A 15905-nucleotide genomic window follows, 5' to 3' on the forward strand; every position below is an offset into this window, starting at 1 on the left:
AGAATCTCGAATAACCATTCGTCACTTCAATGGCGTCGCCGAATGCTCATTCCCGGTTCGCGACGCCAGCCCCTTGCTATTCCCACCTTGCCCCGTCCAGTGCCTCCAGCGGTATCTTCAGATAGCGCCGGCCGTTGCTTTCGGGCTCGGGCAGGCGCCCGCCGAGGATGTTGACCTGCAGTGCATGCAGGATCAGTTTCGGCATGGGCAGTTCACCGTCGCGCTTTTGGCGCAGTTCGACATATTCCGCCTCGCTGCTGTCTTTCAGGCCGTGCTTGTTGGTCTCGCGCTGCTCGCGCACCGTGCTTTCCCACTGCGGTGCGCGATCCCCGGGCATATAGTCGTGGCCGGTGAAGACGCGCGTCTCGTCCGGCAGCGCCAGAATGGCCTGGATCGAATGCCACAGCTGATGGGCGCAGCCGCCGGGAAAGTCGGCGCGTGCGGTGCCAAAGTCGGGCTGAAAAAGCGTGTCGTGTACGAAGGCGGCATCACCGATCACATAGGAGATCGAGGCCGGCGTATGGCCCGGTGAGTGCATCACGCGAGCCTCAAGCTCGCCCACCCGGAAGGTATCGCCCTCATCAAAGAGATGATCCCACTGGCTGCCGTCGTCTCTGAGATCCGGCCAGTTGTAGATCTCCTTCCACAGCGCCTGCACCTTCGTCACCGGCCGACCGATGGCCGTCGGCGCGCCGGTTTTGTCGTGAAGATAGCGGGCGGCGGAGAAATGATCGGCGTGCGGGTGGGTGTCCAGAATCAATTCGACTTCGAGCCCCTCGCGCTCGATGTACTCAAGCAGCGCATCGGCCTGTAGCGTGGCAGTCGCACCGGCCTTTTCGTCAAAATCGAGCACCGGGTCAATGATCGCGCAGCGCTTCGTGGCGGGGTCAATCACCACGTACTGAATGCTGAAGGTGCGGGGATCGAAAAAGCCGGCGACATCGGGCCGGGAGCCTGCCGGGTCTCCCGGTGAAAGGGCAAAGGTCTTCATGGTGACTCCTTGAAGGGAAATGCTCTCAGGGTAGCGCCGAATGCAATATAACGTTAGACGATCGAGGCATATCCATGGCCGGGAGAAATAGCCCATGGAGGCCACGTTATTCGTTGGCTGGCGACGCGCGCCCGCGGAGTAGGCTGCGCGTCTTCCCGGCGATTCTGGACAATAGCCTGCGTGGACATTCCCTACATTTATCAGCTGCAGGAGGCCTCCTACGAAAGCCTTCAGGCACAGCACTTCAGCGTTGCGGTCGTCGATATGGACGATACCGGCCTGAGCCGAGCCCAGGTCGAGGCCATTCAGGCCCGCGACAAGACACTGATCACCTATGTGAGCATCGGCGAGGCCGAGGATTACCGCAACTACTGGCAGGCGATGAGCGCCGAGGGCGTGCCCGACTACGTCTTTGAGGAAAACGACAGCTGGCGGGGCAATTATCGGGTCGCCTTCTGGCGGCCCGAGTGGCAGCAGCTCATGCTCGAGCGCATCGAGGAAGCGGTCGCGCTTGGCTACAGCGGCGCCTATCTGGACATCGTTGACGCCTACACCCTGGAATCGGTGCAGGCGCGCTATACGGGCGAAGACCTGCGCGCCGAGATGGAAAAGTTCGTTATTCGCCTCTCCAAGCACGCCAAATCGCTCAACCCGGATTTTTTGATCATCCCGCAAAACGCCGTCGGCCTGTTGGGCATTTCCGAAGACATGCCCGGCACACCCAATCGCCCCTATCTGGCGGCGATCGACGGCGTCGGCGTGGAGGATCTGTGGTACGACGACGACCGGCCCTCCCCGTGGACGGAAAGCGATCTCGAGTTTTTGCGCACCGCCCTGGCCGAGGGCAGGTTTATCCTTTCCACTTCCTATCCGGGCGATGAGGCCAACCAGGCAGCCTACGTTGAAGCAGCACTGCGCGAGGGTCTGCTTCCCTATGTGGCCACACGCGAGCTCGATGACACCTACGCGCCGGTTAACGCCACCATCGCCACGCGCCCCGTGATCACCTTCCCGCTGGCCACGCCCGAGGGTTACTCGGGCCGTCTCGGTGACATCGCCGCCGCGCCCGCCTTTCTGCGCTCAAGACTCGGGTTTGCCGAGCGCCGACCGGCCCTGATCATCGAGCGCAACACCACGGCCTTTGCCGCGCTTGCCACCAGCGACAACGCCCGCGCCGCCGCCACAAGTGCCGATCGGCTCGGGTTCGGCAATGCCCTTTACGACGCCCTGGTGAGCCGGGACGCCGCGACCGCCGCCCACGCCTTCGATCAGCTGCCCGGCGAGGTTCATGCTGCAACGCCAAGTGCCATCGCCCAGGACGCCCTGCAGATTCAATCGCTGATGCGCCAGCGCCTCGCCCGGGACACCACAGGTGATGCCGGTGACGGTATCGTCGTCTGGAGCCAGGGCTACGGCTCAAAAAGCGAGTTGGATGGCAACCCGACCGGCGGCTTTCAGCGCCGCGGCCACGGCCTGGCGGTCGGTATCGATGCCGCGCCGCTGGACGACTGGCGCGTGGGCGCGCTGGTGGGCAGTGGTGAAAGCCGTGTTCGCATGGATGGAATGGACGCCCGCGCGGATCTCGATCACACCTACGTCGGCGCCTACGCACGTCACGACCTGGGGGCCACCACCTTGAGTCTTGGCGCGGCCTATCTCTACAGCGACGCCGAGAGCCGGCGGCGCGTGCGATTTACCGGATTCGACAACGACCTCGAGGCCGATTACAGCGCCAGAACGATCCTCACCTTTGCCGAACTCTCGCGGCATTTATCGCTTGGGCCGGTCACCCTCGAGCCCTTCGCCGGGGTGAGCTATCTGTCGGTGGATGTCGATGACGTGCGAGAGACCGGCGGTGCCGCCGCGCTTTCCGCGGAGGGCAACAGGGCATCGAGCGGCTATACCACGCTCGGGCTGCGCCATGATCAACGCCTCCCGCTGGGTGGCCTGCCGCTGACGCTGCAAGGTGAAGCCGCCTGGCAGCGCCGGCTCAACGACAGCCCCCCGAGACTTGACGCCGCCTTTACCGACGGCGAGCGTTTCACCGTCAAGGGCGCCGGCCCCGGCCGGGACGCTCTTCGCCTGCGGGCCGATCTCGGTCTGGCGCTGGGAGCGCATTCGACGCTGAGCGTCGGCTACGTCGGCCATCTGGATGACGACGTTAGCGACCACGGCGCCAGCGCCACCCTGGACTTTCGTTTCTAAGACACCCGGTGGCGCGGGCAACCGCCTGTGCTACCCCACATAAGGGGCCAGCGTCACGGCCCCGAGCCTTTCGGCCATGTCGAACGCCGCCCGTATCACGAAATAAAGGGGCGAGTGCTACCCTGCCCGGATCCCCGCTACCGGAGTCCGGGCCATGATCGACCCCCGCCTTTTCTATCAGCAGCGCGCCCATCAGGTGTTCTTCGGCCTTGTAATGTTTGCCGGCTATCTCGCCGCTCAGTTTCTGAGCGTGCAGGGGCTGCAACACGTCATGAGCGATGCCGCCTTTGCCACCCTGATTCAGGGCTACGGCTTTGCAGTGATTCTGGCGCCGTCCCTGCTGCTGATGCTGGCCGGCTTTTGGGCATGGCGACGCTGGTTTTCGGCGCAGCCCACCCTTGTCGGGCGCTTCACCTGGGGCGATCTGGCCCGGGGCATCGGCCTGGTGCTGCTGATTCAGGGCCTGGCCGCTGCCGTCAGCGTCTGGCTGGACATGGCGCCCGAAGCGTTTATGGTCTCGCTTTATGACGGCAAGACCACGCTGCAGATCGCCATCATGGTGGGCTGCGTGCTGATCTGGGCACCGTTTATCGAGGAGCTGGCGTTTCGTCATTTCCTGATCGCGCGAATCGATGATCAGCCGCGCGGATGGCGGGTGGCGCTTCTGGTCGTGTTCAGCGCGCTGTGTTTTGCCGGGCTGCACATGATTCAGTATCACCACCTGCTCACGTTTGTGGCGCTGTTTGGCTGGGGGCTGGTGCTGGGCTACTACCGCTGGCGCACCCGGGGCCTTTTGCTGCCCATGCTGCTCCACGCCTTCGTCTCCGCCATCGGCCTGGCCGGGGCGCTGTTTTAAGCGACTCGATATCACAGCGCAGGAGGGAGACAGGTCTCTGTGCCAGGCTGAAACACCCTCCCGCCAGGTGACCCATCATGCCCACGACCCTCTACGCCCATCGCCTCTCCCAGCCCTCGCGCGCCGCGGAAATGCTCCTTCGCGAGCTGGACATCGAGTACGACTTCCACGAGGTCGACTTCGCCGGCGGCGAGACCCGCACCGATGAATTTGCCGCCATCAACCCCTTCCAGACCGTGCCGGCGCTGGTGGTCGAACATGACGGCGAGACGCTCACTCTGGCCGAAAGCCAGGCGATCATGATCCACCTGTGCCGCACCGCCGCGGATCAGGCCGCCGCCCGGCGCTGGTACCCGGGGGAGCAGGACATCCCCCGCAGTTCAAAAATTGACCAGTGGCTTGCCTGGTACCACAACAACCTGCGCCGCTTCGACATGTTCCACCACATCATGAACCTGCACCTGACCCTGCCGATGCTCAAGCGCGAGATTCAGGCCACGCTGCTCGAGCCGCTGCAGGAGGGTCTCAGACCGGGTCTGGAACGGCTCGAGGCGCACTTCCAGCATCAGCAACGTAGCGGCCATGCGCCGACGCTGCTGGGGGATGAGCACCCCACCATTGCCGATCTCGCCATGGGCTGCGAGTTCTATCAGATCCGCGCCGCCGGCTACCGCTTTGACGGCTATCCGCAGGTGGATGCCTGGCTTGAAGGCCTGGCCCGCCGAGCGCACTTCCAGAGCGTGTCAGAAGAAGTTGATACGCTGGGCCGCGAGATTCAGGCGCAAAGCGGGGCGTATCTGGCGCTGGCCGCGTTCGGATAAACCCGCCGTTCAGGATGGCCCTTACAAAAAAAGCTCGGCAACGGCCGAGCTTTTTAACGCGTGGATCAGGGTCACCTGCCGTTTCTCAACCGGGGGCGTCGGTGTGAATCGTCGTCTCCACCGACAGCCCCACCCGCAGCCGATCGAGCCCGGGCTGGTCGGGGTCGAGCGCGATGCGCACTGGCAGGCGCTGGACGATCTTGGTGAAGTTGCCGGAGGTGTCGTTGCTCGACACCGGTGAGAATGTGGCCCCGGTGGCCGGGGCCAGGCTTTTGACATGGCCGTGCAGCTTGAGGTCCGGCCAGGCATCGACCGAGATATCCACCGGCTGACCGGGCTCGACATCGGTGATATCGACCTCGCGGTAGTGGGCGGTGATGTAGATGCCCTGCACCGGCACGATGGCCAGCTGCGCGCTGCCGGCATTGACCCAGCCGCCCACGCGGGCCGACTGCTCGGCAATCACGCCATCCACCGGCGCGGTGAGATGGGTGCGCGACAGCGACAGCCAAGCCTTTTCCTGCTGCGCCAGCGCCTGATCCAGCGTCGCTTCAGCGCTCTCCCTTTGCGCCTCGAGCACCTGCGCCTGCTGGCGAACGCGCGCCAGCTCGGCCTGATCGGCCCGACGCTTCGCCTGCTGAGCGTGGGCGTTGGCCTCGGCCTGCTGGGCGTTCTGATCGGAGACGTTGCCGTTGTGGCGCAGCCGCCGGTAACGCTCGGCGGTGGCGTGGGCGTAGTCGGCATTGGCGCCGTCCTCGGCCACCTGCGCCTGAGCGCGTTGCACCTGCGCCGGGTGCTGGGCCAGCTGCGCCTTGATCTGTGCCAGCGCTGCCCGGGCCGCGGCCACCTGACCCTCGGCGTCATCGACGGCTGCCTGATAGTCGCGCGGATCGATATCCATCAGCGCATCGCCGCGCGTGACGCGGTCGTGATCGTCAACGTGTACCGCCACCAGATCGCCTTCCACCTGCGGGGCGATCACCACGTAGTCAGCATCAAGGCGGGCATCGTTGGTCCAGACCTCACCACCGCGGAACTGATGGCGGGCCAGCAGGGCCGCCGCCACGGCGGCGATCAGCACGATCACGATCGTCAGAATCAACGTCTTGCGCGACCGGGGTCGGGCGTCATCGGCAGGGTTACTCATGGCACTCTCGAGGGATCAAAGGGGTTTGGGAATCAAAAGGGGCCTGGAAATCAAAGTGCTTTGAAATCAAAGAGTTTTGAAATCAAAGGGGTCTGGGGCGGTTGAAACGCGGCGCAAAGGTGCGTTTGGGCAGCAGACACAGCGGCAGCAGCAACAGGGCGCCCAACGCCAGCGCCCGCCAGAGATCGGCATGGGCCATCACCTGAGCCTGTACCTCCAGCTGCTCGAACAGATGATGAAAGGCCTCGCCGTGCGCCGGGCCCGACGACCAGGCCAGCGCCGCCCCATCATGACCGCCCAGCGGCATCGACCGGGCAAGCGCAAAGCGCATGGTGCCGATACGATCGAGCAGGGCGTGAAGGTGGTGATCCACGGCCACCGTCATGGCGTGGCCGATGAGGCCGCCGGCCACGGGGCCGGCCAGCGCCCGGGTCGTGTTGATCGTCGCCGAGGCGAACGGCCCTTCCTTCGGGTCGATCACGGCGGTGGAGGTGGTCAAAAGACTCACCACCACGATCGACTGACCGGCCGAGAAGATCATCTGCGAGAGATAGAACTGATCGCGCGTCCAGGCGACGGTGGCGTGGCTGTTCATCCAGCTCGACAGCGCCATCAGCACCAGCCCCAGCGCCACCATCCAGCGGCTGTCGACGCGCTCGAAGTTGAGCACGAACGCCGTCAGCGGCAGCATCACCAGCGAGGGCAGGGCGAGCGCCAGCGCGACCGGCAGACTCTGCAGCGGCCGATAGCCCTGCACCTCGGCAAGAAATTCCTCCGGCAGTGACGACGCCGAGGCGCCCAGTGCGATCACGCCCATCAGCATGACAATGCCGAAGCCGAAATTGACCCGCTTGACCAGCGCCGGCTGGATCAGCGGCACCGGCGCCACGCAGCAGCGCAGAATAAACAGCGGCACCAGTGCTGCACTGGCCAGCGCCAGCCAGCAGATCAGCGGTGAATTGAACCAGTCCAGCCGCTCGCCCTGGGTAAACACCACCACCACGGCTGAACACACGCCCCAGCCCAGCATCCCGCCGGGCCAGTCGAACTGACGCCAGCGCCCGGGCGGGCGCGGGTCCTGCGGCAGGCCGTAGAGCAGCAGCGCGGCGGCCAGCACGCACAGCGGCACCACCGCCCAGAAGACGAAATCGATGCCCAGCCCCTGATGGGCCCGGATCACGATCGGCGCTCCGATATTGGGCGCGAAGGTGGCCGTCAGGCCGTAGGCGGCCAGACCAAAGAGCTTGATCGACGGGGTCAGAAAGCGCAGCGCCACCGCCATCAAAAGGGGAATCAGAAAGCCGTTGCTCAGCCCCTGCAGCCAGCGCAGGGCGAGCATCAGCGCGCGCGAATCGATCACCGTAAAGCAAAGGCCCAGCGCACCGAGAGCGAGCACCGCTACCGCCGCAAAGCGACGCATGGAGTACGTGATCGCAAGCCAGGGCGCCACCAGCATGCCCATGGCGACCCCGGCGGCGTAGAGCGTGGTGAACCACTGACCCTGATCGGCACTGAAGCCGTAGGCACCGCGAATATCGGCCAGGGCAAGCGTTGTGGCTTCTTCATTGATATCGGCACCGACACAGGCCAGCAGCATACCGACCAGGCCGAGGACCAGACGCAGGGACATGACACACTCTTTGCGATGGATGAGGGGCGGGGAGGCCGACCCGGGGCGGGCAACCTATCGCCGCAAGTTGACTTTGTCAACTTTTAGTCAGACCCTCACCGCATCCAACGCGCCCTGATCAATCCACGGGAGGCGCGTCACCCACATTGCCCAGCACCCGCTCCAGCAGCGCATCGAACTGCCGGGTCTCCTCCGGCGTGCAGCCGGCCGTCATGGTCGCGGCCAGCTCGCTTCGAATCTTCTCAAGCTGCTCAAACAGCGCCCGGCCTTCCGCGGTCAGCGCCGCCTCGGAGATGCGTCGGGCTGTGGAGCTGCCACAGCGCTCGATCAGGCCCTGCTGCTCCAGCTCCCGAAAGGCCCGCGCCACCTGACCCTTGTCCCAGCCGCGGCGCTGCAGGATGGCCTGCTGTGCCTGGCCGGGGAAGCGGCCCACGACCGACAGCACCCGCAGCTGGAAGGTGGGCAGGGTGATTCCCTCGCGGCGGGCCAGCTCGCTCAGCCGCGCGCGGCTCAGAAAACTCAGCTCTGCCAGCTTGTCGATGATCCTGCTTTCCATGGCCCCCTCTATGCGCTGAAAAGCCGTCATTGTGATGGAAAGGGGGTGGGGCTGGCGAGTGGGCGTTGACTTCAAAACCCGCAATGTTCAATCTCCAAAATGGATTGGAAGTACCCGGTCGGCGTTATAACCCCGGTGAGTTGCACCGGGGTTTTTCGCTATCTGGAGACGCGAATAATCTGCCTACTGACTCCACTGATTCGACAGCAGCTCGGCCTGTTTTAGTATCAGCTCGATGACCTCCGGCGATTTGTCCGGCGGGTACTTGTAGCGCTGCAGCGTCCGGCGTACCAGAATGCGCAGCTTGGCGCGCACGCTTTCGCGCACCTGCCAATCGACGGTGGTCGAGCCGCGAAGCTTGTTGGTGACCTCAACCGCCAGTGCCCGCAACTGATCATCGCCAAGCTCGCGTACCGCACTTTCATTGGTAATCAAGGCATCGTAAAAGGCGATCTCGTCGGGGGTCAGGCCGAGCGCCTCGTCGCGTTCCATATCGGCCTTGAACTGCCTGGCCATCTCAATCAGCTCTTCGATCACCTGCGCCGTTTCGATGCCGCGGTTGTTGTACTTGCGCAGCGTCTCCTGCAGGCGATCCGAGTATTTTTTCTCCTGTACGGCGTTAGTACGCGTTTTGGCCTTGATGTCGTCCTTGAGTAGTTTCTCCAACAGCTCAACGGCCAGGTTGCGATGCGGCATCTGTCGCACGTCTTCGAGAAACTCATCGGAGAGCAGTCCGATGTTGGGCTTATTCAAACCGCAGAGCGCGAATACGTCCGTCACGTCGTCAGCTTTCACAGCGTTATCGAGAATCTGCTTGAGCGCCGAATTCTTCTGTTCCTCGCTTAGCGAGCGGTTCGTACTGGTGTGCTTGACCAGCGCCGCCTTGATCGCCGAGAGAAACGCTATCTCCTTGTGCAATGCCTTTGCTTCATCCAGCGTGCTGCACAGCGAGTACGCTTTGGTAAGCTGCAGTACGGTATCGAGAAAGCGCTGCTTGCCATCGTCCAGGCTCAGGATGTAGTTGGCCGCTGGCGGCAGCAGTTTGTGCGGTGCTTCTTCAAACCCGCTGTAGTCGAAGCCTTCGCGGTTGGGGCCGCTGGCAAACATGCCGTGAATAATATCGAGCTTCTCTTCCAGCACCGCGAAGGCTTCCTCGGCGCTGTAGGTAGGCTGGCCCTTGCCGCGAGCGTCGGTGTAGGTCTTGAGGGCGTTTTTCAGCTCGTTGGCAATGCCGATATAGTCGACCACCAGCCCGCCCGGCTTGTCCTTGAACACCCGATTCACCCGGGCAATGGCCTGCATCAGGTTGTGCCCTTTCATGGGCTTGTCGACGTACATGGTGTGGCAGCACGGCGCGTCGAAACCTGTCAGCCACATATCGCGCACGATCACCAGCTTCAGCGGATCAGCGGGATTCTTGAAACGCTTCTCCAGCCGTTTCTTGGTCTTCTTGTTGTAAATGTGAGGCGTCAGCAGCGGGCTGTCGGCCGCCGAGCCGGTCATGATGACCTTGATGGCGCCCTTTTCCGGGTCGTCGTCGTGCCAGTCCGGACGTAGTTTGATGATCTCGTTGTAGAGCTGCGCGCAGATGGTGCGGCTCATGGCGACGATCATCGCCTTGCCCTCGACAATCTCGTTGCGCGTCTCAAAGTGTTCGACAAGATCCTCCGCGATGCGCTGCAAACGTGGCTCGGCGCCCATCAGCTTTTCGAGGCGGCTCCACTCGCCCTTGGTGCGCTCCCGCGCGCCGGTATCTTCTTCGTCCTCGATAAGCTCATCGACCTGCTCGGAGAGCTGGTTGATTTCCTCGCGGTTGATGTCGAGGCGCGCCAAGCGCGACTCGTAGAAAATGGGCACGGTGGCGCCATCATCGACGGCATCCTGAATATCGTAGATCGAGACGTAATCGCCGAAGACGGCGCGGGTGTCCTTGTCCTCGCTGGCAATCGGCGTGCCGGTAAAGCCGATGAAAGAGGCGTTAGGCAGCGCATCGCGCATGTGCTTGGCAAAGCCAAATGTGTATTGGCCGTCCTGCTTGAGCGTCGCTTTCAGGCCGTACTGGCTACGGTGGGCCTCGTCCGAGATGACCACGATGTTGTGGCGATTGTTGAGGATCGGATGGCCACTTTCCTCTTCCAGCAGAGCGAACTTCTGCACCGTGGTAAAAATGATGCCGCCGGACTCGCGCTCGGCCAGCTTCTGGCGCAGGCTTTCGCGGTCTTCAGCCCGCACCGGGTCCTGCTTGAGCAAATCGCGAGCGCTGCTGAAGGTGCCGAACAGCTGCCCATCGAGATCATTGCGATCCGTCACTACGATCAGCGTCGGGTTGTGCATCGCCGGCTGCTGCAACAACTTGCCCGCATAGCAGACCATCGAGATGCTCTTGCCCGAGCCCTGAGTGTGCCACACCACTCCGGCCTTCTTGCTGCCGGGTGTGACCTCATCGCCATAGGTAGCGCGTTTCTCGCCCACGCCTGCCGCAGGCTCTTCGGCGGCAATTACGGTCGCCTTCACCGCTTCGCGCACGGCGTGGAACTGGTGATACCCGGCGATTTTCTTGATGACCCGCTCGGCGTCGATCTCAAACAGCACGAAATAGCGCAGATAATCGAGAAACAGCGCCCGGTTGAAGAAGCCCCTGACCAGCGTCTCCAATTGCCACTCCAGCAGCGGCTTGTCGTCTTCATCCTTGATGGTGCGCCACGGCATGAAGCGCTCCTGATCCGCCGTCAGCGAGCCCACCCGCGCGGTGTAGCCATCGCTGATGACGAGCGCTTCGTTAGTGACGAACAGATCGGGGATTTCCGTTTTGTAGGTTTGCAGCTGATTGAAGGCGCCGGTGATATCGGCGTTTTCACTGCTCGGGCTTTTCAGCTCGATCACCGCCAGCGGCAGGCCGTTGACGAAACAGACGATATCCGGACGGCGGGGCTGTTTGCTGCCCTGTATGGTGAACTGGTTAATGGCGCGGAAGCGGTTGGTTTTGAGGCGCTCGAAATCGATCAGAAAGGCGTGGTCATAAATGACCTCGTCATCGCGTTTGTACTGCACCGGCACGCCGTTGAGCAGCCACTGGTGAAAGGCGCGGTTACTGAGCACGAGATCGGGGCTTTGCGGTTTGCTGACCTGCGCCACGGCCTGCTGAACAGCGTCATCGGGCAGCTGCGGATTGAGCCGGGTGATGGCCTTCTCGAGATCGCTGTGCAGCAATACCTGCTTGTAATCTTCGCGCTCCGGCGTGGCTCCATCATGGGCGATACCCGGCCCGTGGGCAGTTTCCCAGCCGGTGTCGCCAAACCACTCGAGACACAGCTGCTCCAGTTGATCTTCGGTCATCCCCACTCCCTTGCCACCTGCTGAAATCGTCAATACTCGTTGACACGTTTTGTGTCATCGCTATACTTCGCGGTAATACGCCCGGCGCCTCTTCACAGTTTACTGTGTACGCGCCGGTTCTCGTTTTTGCCTTCCTGTCCTGCTCATCTCCAGAGCGCCCACGACTGCCAGTCATCGATCAGACCACAGTCTCGAAGAGTGACTGCACCGGACGCCGTCTGCGGAAAATCTTCCATAAGCGCACGAAAGCGCTGATGCCATTGCGAATTCGGGCAAATGATCCGCATCAGTTTCTGCATCAGGCAGAAATAGAAAAAGGGCCGCGCATTATTCAGCGCCTGCCAATAGGCGTTATCGGCAAGCGGGGCGGAACGCTCCAGCACGTTGATGTTCCAGAGGCGGCTGTGATGTGCAGAGACATTGCGGATAAAGTTCAGACTTCGTAGCCATTCGGCCAGCGTATGGCCGTCCTTCGCGCCATACTTGGCAGCGATCCGATCCTGATCCGGTTGTTTCATGCCGGCGTAGAGCTTCGACATCATGCCGAAATCCCACACCTCGACCGCGACCCAGATCGGCAACCGGCCATACTTGCCGAGATAATGCGCGACGAATGGCTCGCGGCGGGCGCGATGCAAATGCTGCTGATATTTTTCCAGCCACAGCTGATGTTGCGTCCTGCCCTTGCCATACCCCTTTTTTAGTATCTGCTTACTGAAATGGCCATGCAGACACTGCGGATTTTCGTGAGCATGAGTGTCCTGCTCGCCCAGCAGATGCGCGATATCCACCCGCAACGCCATTTCGATGCGCTCGAGGGCATCGAGCGCCAGCAGGCGCAGCTTCTTGTCGAACACGTAGAGATCGACCGCCTCACGGAAATGGCTGTCGGCCACGAAGGCGTTAAGGCGACGCTTTACCGGCCGGCCGTCGTCATCCTGTGAGATTTCCAACTGCCGGAATGGATACCAATACCCGCTGAGCCGGTAGTAGCCGATGCGCGCCAGATAGCTCAACGCCGCCGCGCGGTCATCGACCTGAAAACCGCGCTCTTCAAGAATCGCGAGCTGCGCCTCAAACGATTTCCACGGTTTGGGCGCTGGAGTCACGCCGTTGCCTCCGGGTGTGCCTCTTCGGCTTCCGAAGGCGTCAGCTCGCCGGAGAGGAGTTTGGGGAGGAGGGTGTCGCGAATAGAGGAAAGCCTTTTAGACTCTTGGTTACGGCAATCAACTAATAAATAAAATTCACGAACTTTAGCAGAAAAACATTCAATCAGTTCTGTTGTTGGCAAGCTGCATTGAAACTCCATGATTGCCTTTTTATCTCCTCGAGGCATTTTAACTCCCTTGGAGGTCAGCATCATATAATCGAAAAATTGATCCCGATAAAGAAGATTGTAAACAAACTCACTTGATTCAACACTAATGCTTTTTATCCCCAAGACATCTGGTGATCTACCACCAAACTTATTAGCTAGCCATATTTTTTTAAAATATGGCCGAATATTAGAAACCAATATTTCGCTTGGCGAAAAACTGGGGACTGTAGCTGAGGAAGGTATCGACGAGGCTTCACATATGCCCTTTTTATTTTCAAGCATATTTTCTGTAGAAACGTAATCTTCAATAGATAGTTTTTCCGATTGAACTCGCTCATTTTCGTAAGTAGCGATATCGGCTAAACATCCATGCGTCCACCCCTCCGGAATTTCCCCCAGCTCACTCGCCTGCATTGCCGAGGGAAACAGCGCGGCAGTCTCATACAGCTCCTGATAGCGCTCGGGGTCTTCCGCGCGCAGCGCGTCGAGCTGCTCCGCCGTCTTGCCGGAAATCGCCTGCATCGCGGCACGGTTTATGGTCGTTTCCAGATCGTCTACCGCGGACGGCTCGTCAAACTCGGCGGCGTAGCAGACGAGCGACGCCGATTCATTCCCCGGCTGAATTGCCTGCCAGCGCTCGCGCGCGGCGATCTTGGCCTTGACCGGATCGAAATCAACAAACCAGCTTTTGAACAGGGCCTGGGCCATCTGTTCGAGGGTTTGGTTGATTTGATGGTTGTTCTCAATTTTCTCACAAAATGAGAAATATGCTTCACCTACCTTTCTTTGATATTCGAAGTCCTCTGGTATTAGAAGATAAAGATTAGAAAAGTCACCTTTTTTAAAATGAGGGATCAATGTCCCTACATGCATATTCAGAATTTTATTCTGAACCTCATCCGAACGAAGAAGAGCAAAAAGATATTTCGGATGAACTTTGGACTCATCTGCCCTTATAGCAACCATATCTTGAGCAATACAAAATGGAACTGGATTAGGAACCCAGCAAACTCGCCCAGGAGACCCTTTGCAAACGAAAATCATATCTCCGGGCTTGGGATGACCTCTAAACCAATTCTGATATGTTTCTTCAGAAACATAGCGAACCTTTTCATAAACCGGATAAAGCCCAGTGTTTTTTATGCAATTAGTCGCTATTAGTGGTATGCCTTTCTCAGCAGTCGGACAGCTACGTCCCCTATTATCGACAATGTGACTGAGGAGGTCTTTTAAGCTGTATTCATTAAATTTCATACCCCAGCCCTCCAAGATTCCGCTTGATCTCGCCTTCTAGCCGGTCGCTTTCCTCGAACTGGTCTTTCAGCTGCGCCGTTAGCCGCGCCATCTTGTCGGCAAAGGGTTCGTCGTCCTCTTGCTGGGCGGCGGCGCCCACGTAGCGCCCCGGCGTCAGCACGAAGTCGTGCTTTTCGATGGCGGCGAGATCGGCGGATGCGCAGAAGCCGGGCACGTCTTCAAAGGCGTCGGTGCGCTGCCAGTTATGGAAGGTACCAACGATTTTGGCGATGTCTTTCTTATCGTCGAACACACGCAGCACTCGGTCGGCCATATGACCCAGTTGGCGGGCATCGATAAAGAGTACTTCGCCTTTACGGCGGCGCTTTTCGACGCCGTTGGGGGCGAGGCCGCCGGCTTTATCCCTGGTCAAAAACCAGATGCAGGCGGGGATCTGGGTATTGGTAAAGAGCTGGCCCGGCAGGGCGACGATGCACTCGACCAGATCCTCTTCGACCAGGCGACGGCGAATCTCGCCCTCGCCACCGCTGTTGGAGCTCATCGAGCCGTTGGCCAGCAGCAGCGCCATACTGCCTACCGGGGCAAGGTGGTGCAGCATGTGCTGCAGCCAGGCAAAGTTGGCGTTGCCCTTGGGTGGCGTGCCGTACTGCCAGCGCACATCCTCGGCCAGCGACTCGTGCCACCAGTCCTTGATGTTGAATGGCGGGTTGGCCATCACGAAGTCGGCACGCAGGTCCGGGTGCTGGTCATCGAGAAAGCTGTCGGCGTTTTTCTTGCCGAAATTGAAGTCGATGCCGCGAATGGCCATGTTCATGGCGGCCAGTCGCCAGGTGGTGGGGTTGGATTCCTGCCCGTAGATGGAAACGTGCTTTTTCTGCTCGGCGGGGTCGTAGTGGTGCTCGCGGGCGTGCTCCTCGATGAACTTGTCGGAGGACACAAAAAAGCCGCCCGAGCCCATCGCCGGGTCATACACCCTCCCCTTGTAGGGCTCCAGCATTTCGACGATCAGCGAGACGATGCTCTTGGGCGTGTAGTACTGCCCGCCCTGCTTGCCTTCGGCCAGGGCGAACTGGCCGAGGAAGTACTCATAGACGTGGCCGAGTATGTCCTTGCTGCGCAGGTTGAGCGGCTCACCATCGAGCCTGGGCTGAGTAAAAGAGGTGTCCGAGAAGGAGTTGATCAACCCGATCAGCTTGTCGTTATCGACCTGAAAGCGGCCGATGCCTTCCAGTACGCCCTTGAGCTTGTCGTTGCTTTTTTCGATGGCCTCCAGGGCGTTGTCGATCAGCCAGCCCACGGAGCTCAGGCGCACGTCTTCGCCCTTGCTGTTTTGCCAGAGCACCGAGCCGGTGGGCAGTGCGGCGTTCTCTTTCAGCGTGTTCCAGCGCGCCTCCTTCGGCACCCAGAACACGTTGGCCTCGCGGTAGTAATCGAGGATTTCCAGCTCGTCAGCAAGCGCCTGCTCGTACTCAGCGTCGCTGGCATCATCATCGCGCGGCAGATAGTAGATGTTGTCGTCGGCCTCAACCTTGAACAGTTCGAGCAGCTCGCGCTGGCGCTCCTCAAACGCATCGGAGACGTACTTCAAAAAAATCAGCCCCAGCACCACGTGCTTGTAGTTGGCGGCGTCGAGGTTATTGCGCAGCTTGTCGGCGGCTTTCCAGAGTTTGTCTTCAAGCGCAGTTAAAAACTGGTGTTCGGTATTATCCACTGTGACTCCTGGAAAAAGTATTCGGCTATAAGCTGGCAGAATCATGGGCTTGATTCCGGGCTTATACATTCGATGGTGTT

Annotated in this window: 11 protein-coding genes; 3 read left to right on the plus strand and 8 right to left on the minus strand. The window is 60.7% G+C overall.

All coding sequences use genetic code 11. The features are described 5' to 3' along the window. Positions 1–76: 76 nt before the first annotated feature. The gene (locus tag ACS92L_RS12950; protein ID WP_438765351.1) at positions 77–991 is read right to left on the minus strand and encodes an MBL fold metallo-hydrolase; all 915 of its coding nucleotides are present in this window, start codon (positions 989–991) and stop codon (positions 77–79) included. A 180-nt stretch (positions 992–1171) separates the two neighbouring features. Here ACS92L_RS12950 and ACS92L_RS12955 point away from each other — a divergent pair, with 180 nt between their 5' ends. From ACS92L_RS12955 to ACS92L_RS12965, 3 genes are all read left to right on the plus strand, one after another. Further along, a complete protein-coding gene (locus ACS92L_RS12955; protein ID WP_438765352.1) occupies positions 1172–3196 on the plus strand; it encodes an autotransporter domain-containing protein in 2025 nt (674 codons plus the stop codon). A gap of 154 nt (positions 3197–3350) precedes the next feature. Further along, entirely contained in the window at positions 3351–4052 is a 702-nt protein-coding gene (locus tag ACS92L_RS12960) for a lysostaphin resistance A-like protein (protein ID WP_438765353.1), read from the plus strand. 77 nt (positions 4053–4129) lie between these two features. Beyond that, the gene (locus ACS92L_RS12965; RefSeq protein WP_438765354.1) at positions 4130–4873 is read left to right on the plus strand and encodes a glutathione S-transferase family protein; all 744 of its coding nucleotides are present in this window, start codon (positions 4130–4132) and stop codon (positions 4871–4873) included. An 85-nt stretch (positions 4874–4958) separates the two neighbouring features. Here the strand turns inward: ACS92L_RS12965 and ACS92L_RS12970 are convergent, their stop codons facing one another. The 7 genes from ACS92L_RS12970 to ACS92L_RS13000 all read right to left on the minus strand — a co-directional run bounded on the left by ACS92L_RS12970 (position 4959) and on the right by ACS92L_RS13000 (position 15825). After that, positions 4959–6020, minus strand: a complete 1062-nt coding sequence (locus tag ACS92L_RS12970) for an HlyD family secretion protein (protein WP_438765355.1) — start codon at positions 6018–6020, stop codon at positions 4959–4961. Positions 6021–6102: 82 nt separating this feature from the next. Further along, entirely contained in the window at positions 6103–7650 is a 1548-nt protein-coding gene (locus tag ACS92L_RS12975) for an MFS transporter (RefSeq protein ID WP_438765356.1), read from the minus strand. A gap of 118 nt (positions 7651–7768) precedes the next feature. Then, on the minus strand, positions 7769–8206 hold the full coding sequence (locus ACS92L_RS12980) for a MarR family winged helix-turn-helix transcriptional regulator (protein WP_438765357.1): 438 nt from the start codon (positions 8204–8206) through the stop codon (positions 7769–7771). Between the two features lie 183 nt (positions 8207–8389). Further along, complete coding sequence (locus tag ACS92L_RS12985; RefSeq protein ID WP_438765358.1) at positions 8390–11542, minus strand: type I restriction endonuclease subunit R; 3153 nt, start codon at positions 11540–11542, stop codon at positions 8390–8392. 143 nt (positions 11543–11685) lie between these two features. Then, positions 11686–12651, minus strand: a complete 966-nt coding sequence (locus ACS92L_RS12990) for an Abi family protein (RefSeq protein WP_438765359.1) — start codon at positions 12649–12651, stop codon at positions 11686–11688. Then, complete coding sequence (locus tag ACS92L_RS12995; RefSeq protein ID WP_438765360.1) at positions 12648–14114, minus strand: restriction endonuclease subunit S; 1467 nt, start codon at positions 14112–14114, stop codon at positions 12648–12650. The genes ACS92L_RS12990 and ACS92L_RS12995 overlap by 4 nt, the downstream gene beginning before the upstream one ends. Continuing rightward, on the minus strand, positions 14104–15825 hold the full coding sequence (locus ACS92L_RS13000) for a type I restriction-modification system subunit M (protein ID WP_438765361.1): 1722 nt from the start codon (positions 15823–15825) through the stop codon (positions 14104–14106). Before ACS92L_RS13000 ends, ACS92L_RS12995 begins: the two co-directional genes overlap by 11 nt. Positions 15826–15905 lie beyond the last annotated feature (80 nt).

It is taken from the genome of Kushneria halocnemicola, assembly GCF_965650455.1.
In the GTDB taxonomy this organism is placed as follows: Bacteria; Pseudomonadota; Gammaproteobacteria; order Pseudomonadales; family Halomonadaceae; genus Kushneria.

Excerpts from the sequence above, each read along its gene's own strand:
- ACS92L_RS12975 (WP_438765356.1), bottom strand. The coding sequence starts at position 7,650 with ATGTCCCTGCGTCTGGTCCTCGGCCTGGTCGGTATGCTGCTGGCCTGT.
- ACS92L_RS12980 (WP_438765357.1), bottom strand. The coding sequence starts at position 8,206 with ATGGAAAGCAGGATCATCGACAAGCTGGCAGAGCTGAGTTTTCTGAGC.
- ACS92L_RS12985 (WP_438765358.1), bottom strand. The coding sequence starts at position 11,542 with ATGACCGAAGATCAACTGGAGCAGCTGTGTCTCGAGTGGTTTGGCGAC.
- ACS92L_RS12950 (WP_438765351.1), bottom strand. The coding sequence starts at position 991 with ATGAAGACCTTTGCCCTTTCACCGGGAGACCCGGCAGGCTCCCGGCCC.
- ACS92L_RS12960 (WP_438765353.1), top strand. The coding sequence starts at position 3,351 with ATGATCGACCCCCGCCTTTTCTATCAGCAGCGCGCCCATCAGGTGTTC.
- ACS92L_RS12970 (WP_438765355.1), bottom strand. The coding sequence starts at position 6,020 with ATGAGTAACCCTGCCGATGACGCCCGACCCCGGTCGCGCAAGACGTTG.
- ACS92L_RS12995 (WP_438765360.1), bottom strand. The coding sequence starts at position 14,114 with ATGAAATTTAATGAATACAGCTTAAAAGACCTCCTCAGTCACATTGTC.
- ACS92L_RS12965 (WP_438765354.1), top strand. The coding sequence starts at position 4,130 with ATGCCCACGACCCTCTACGCCCATCGCCTCTCCCAGCCCTCGCGCGCC.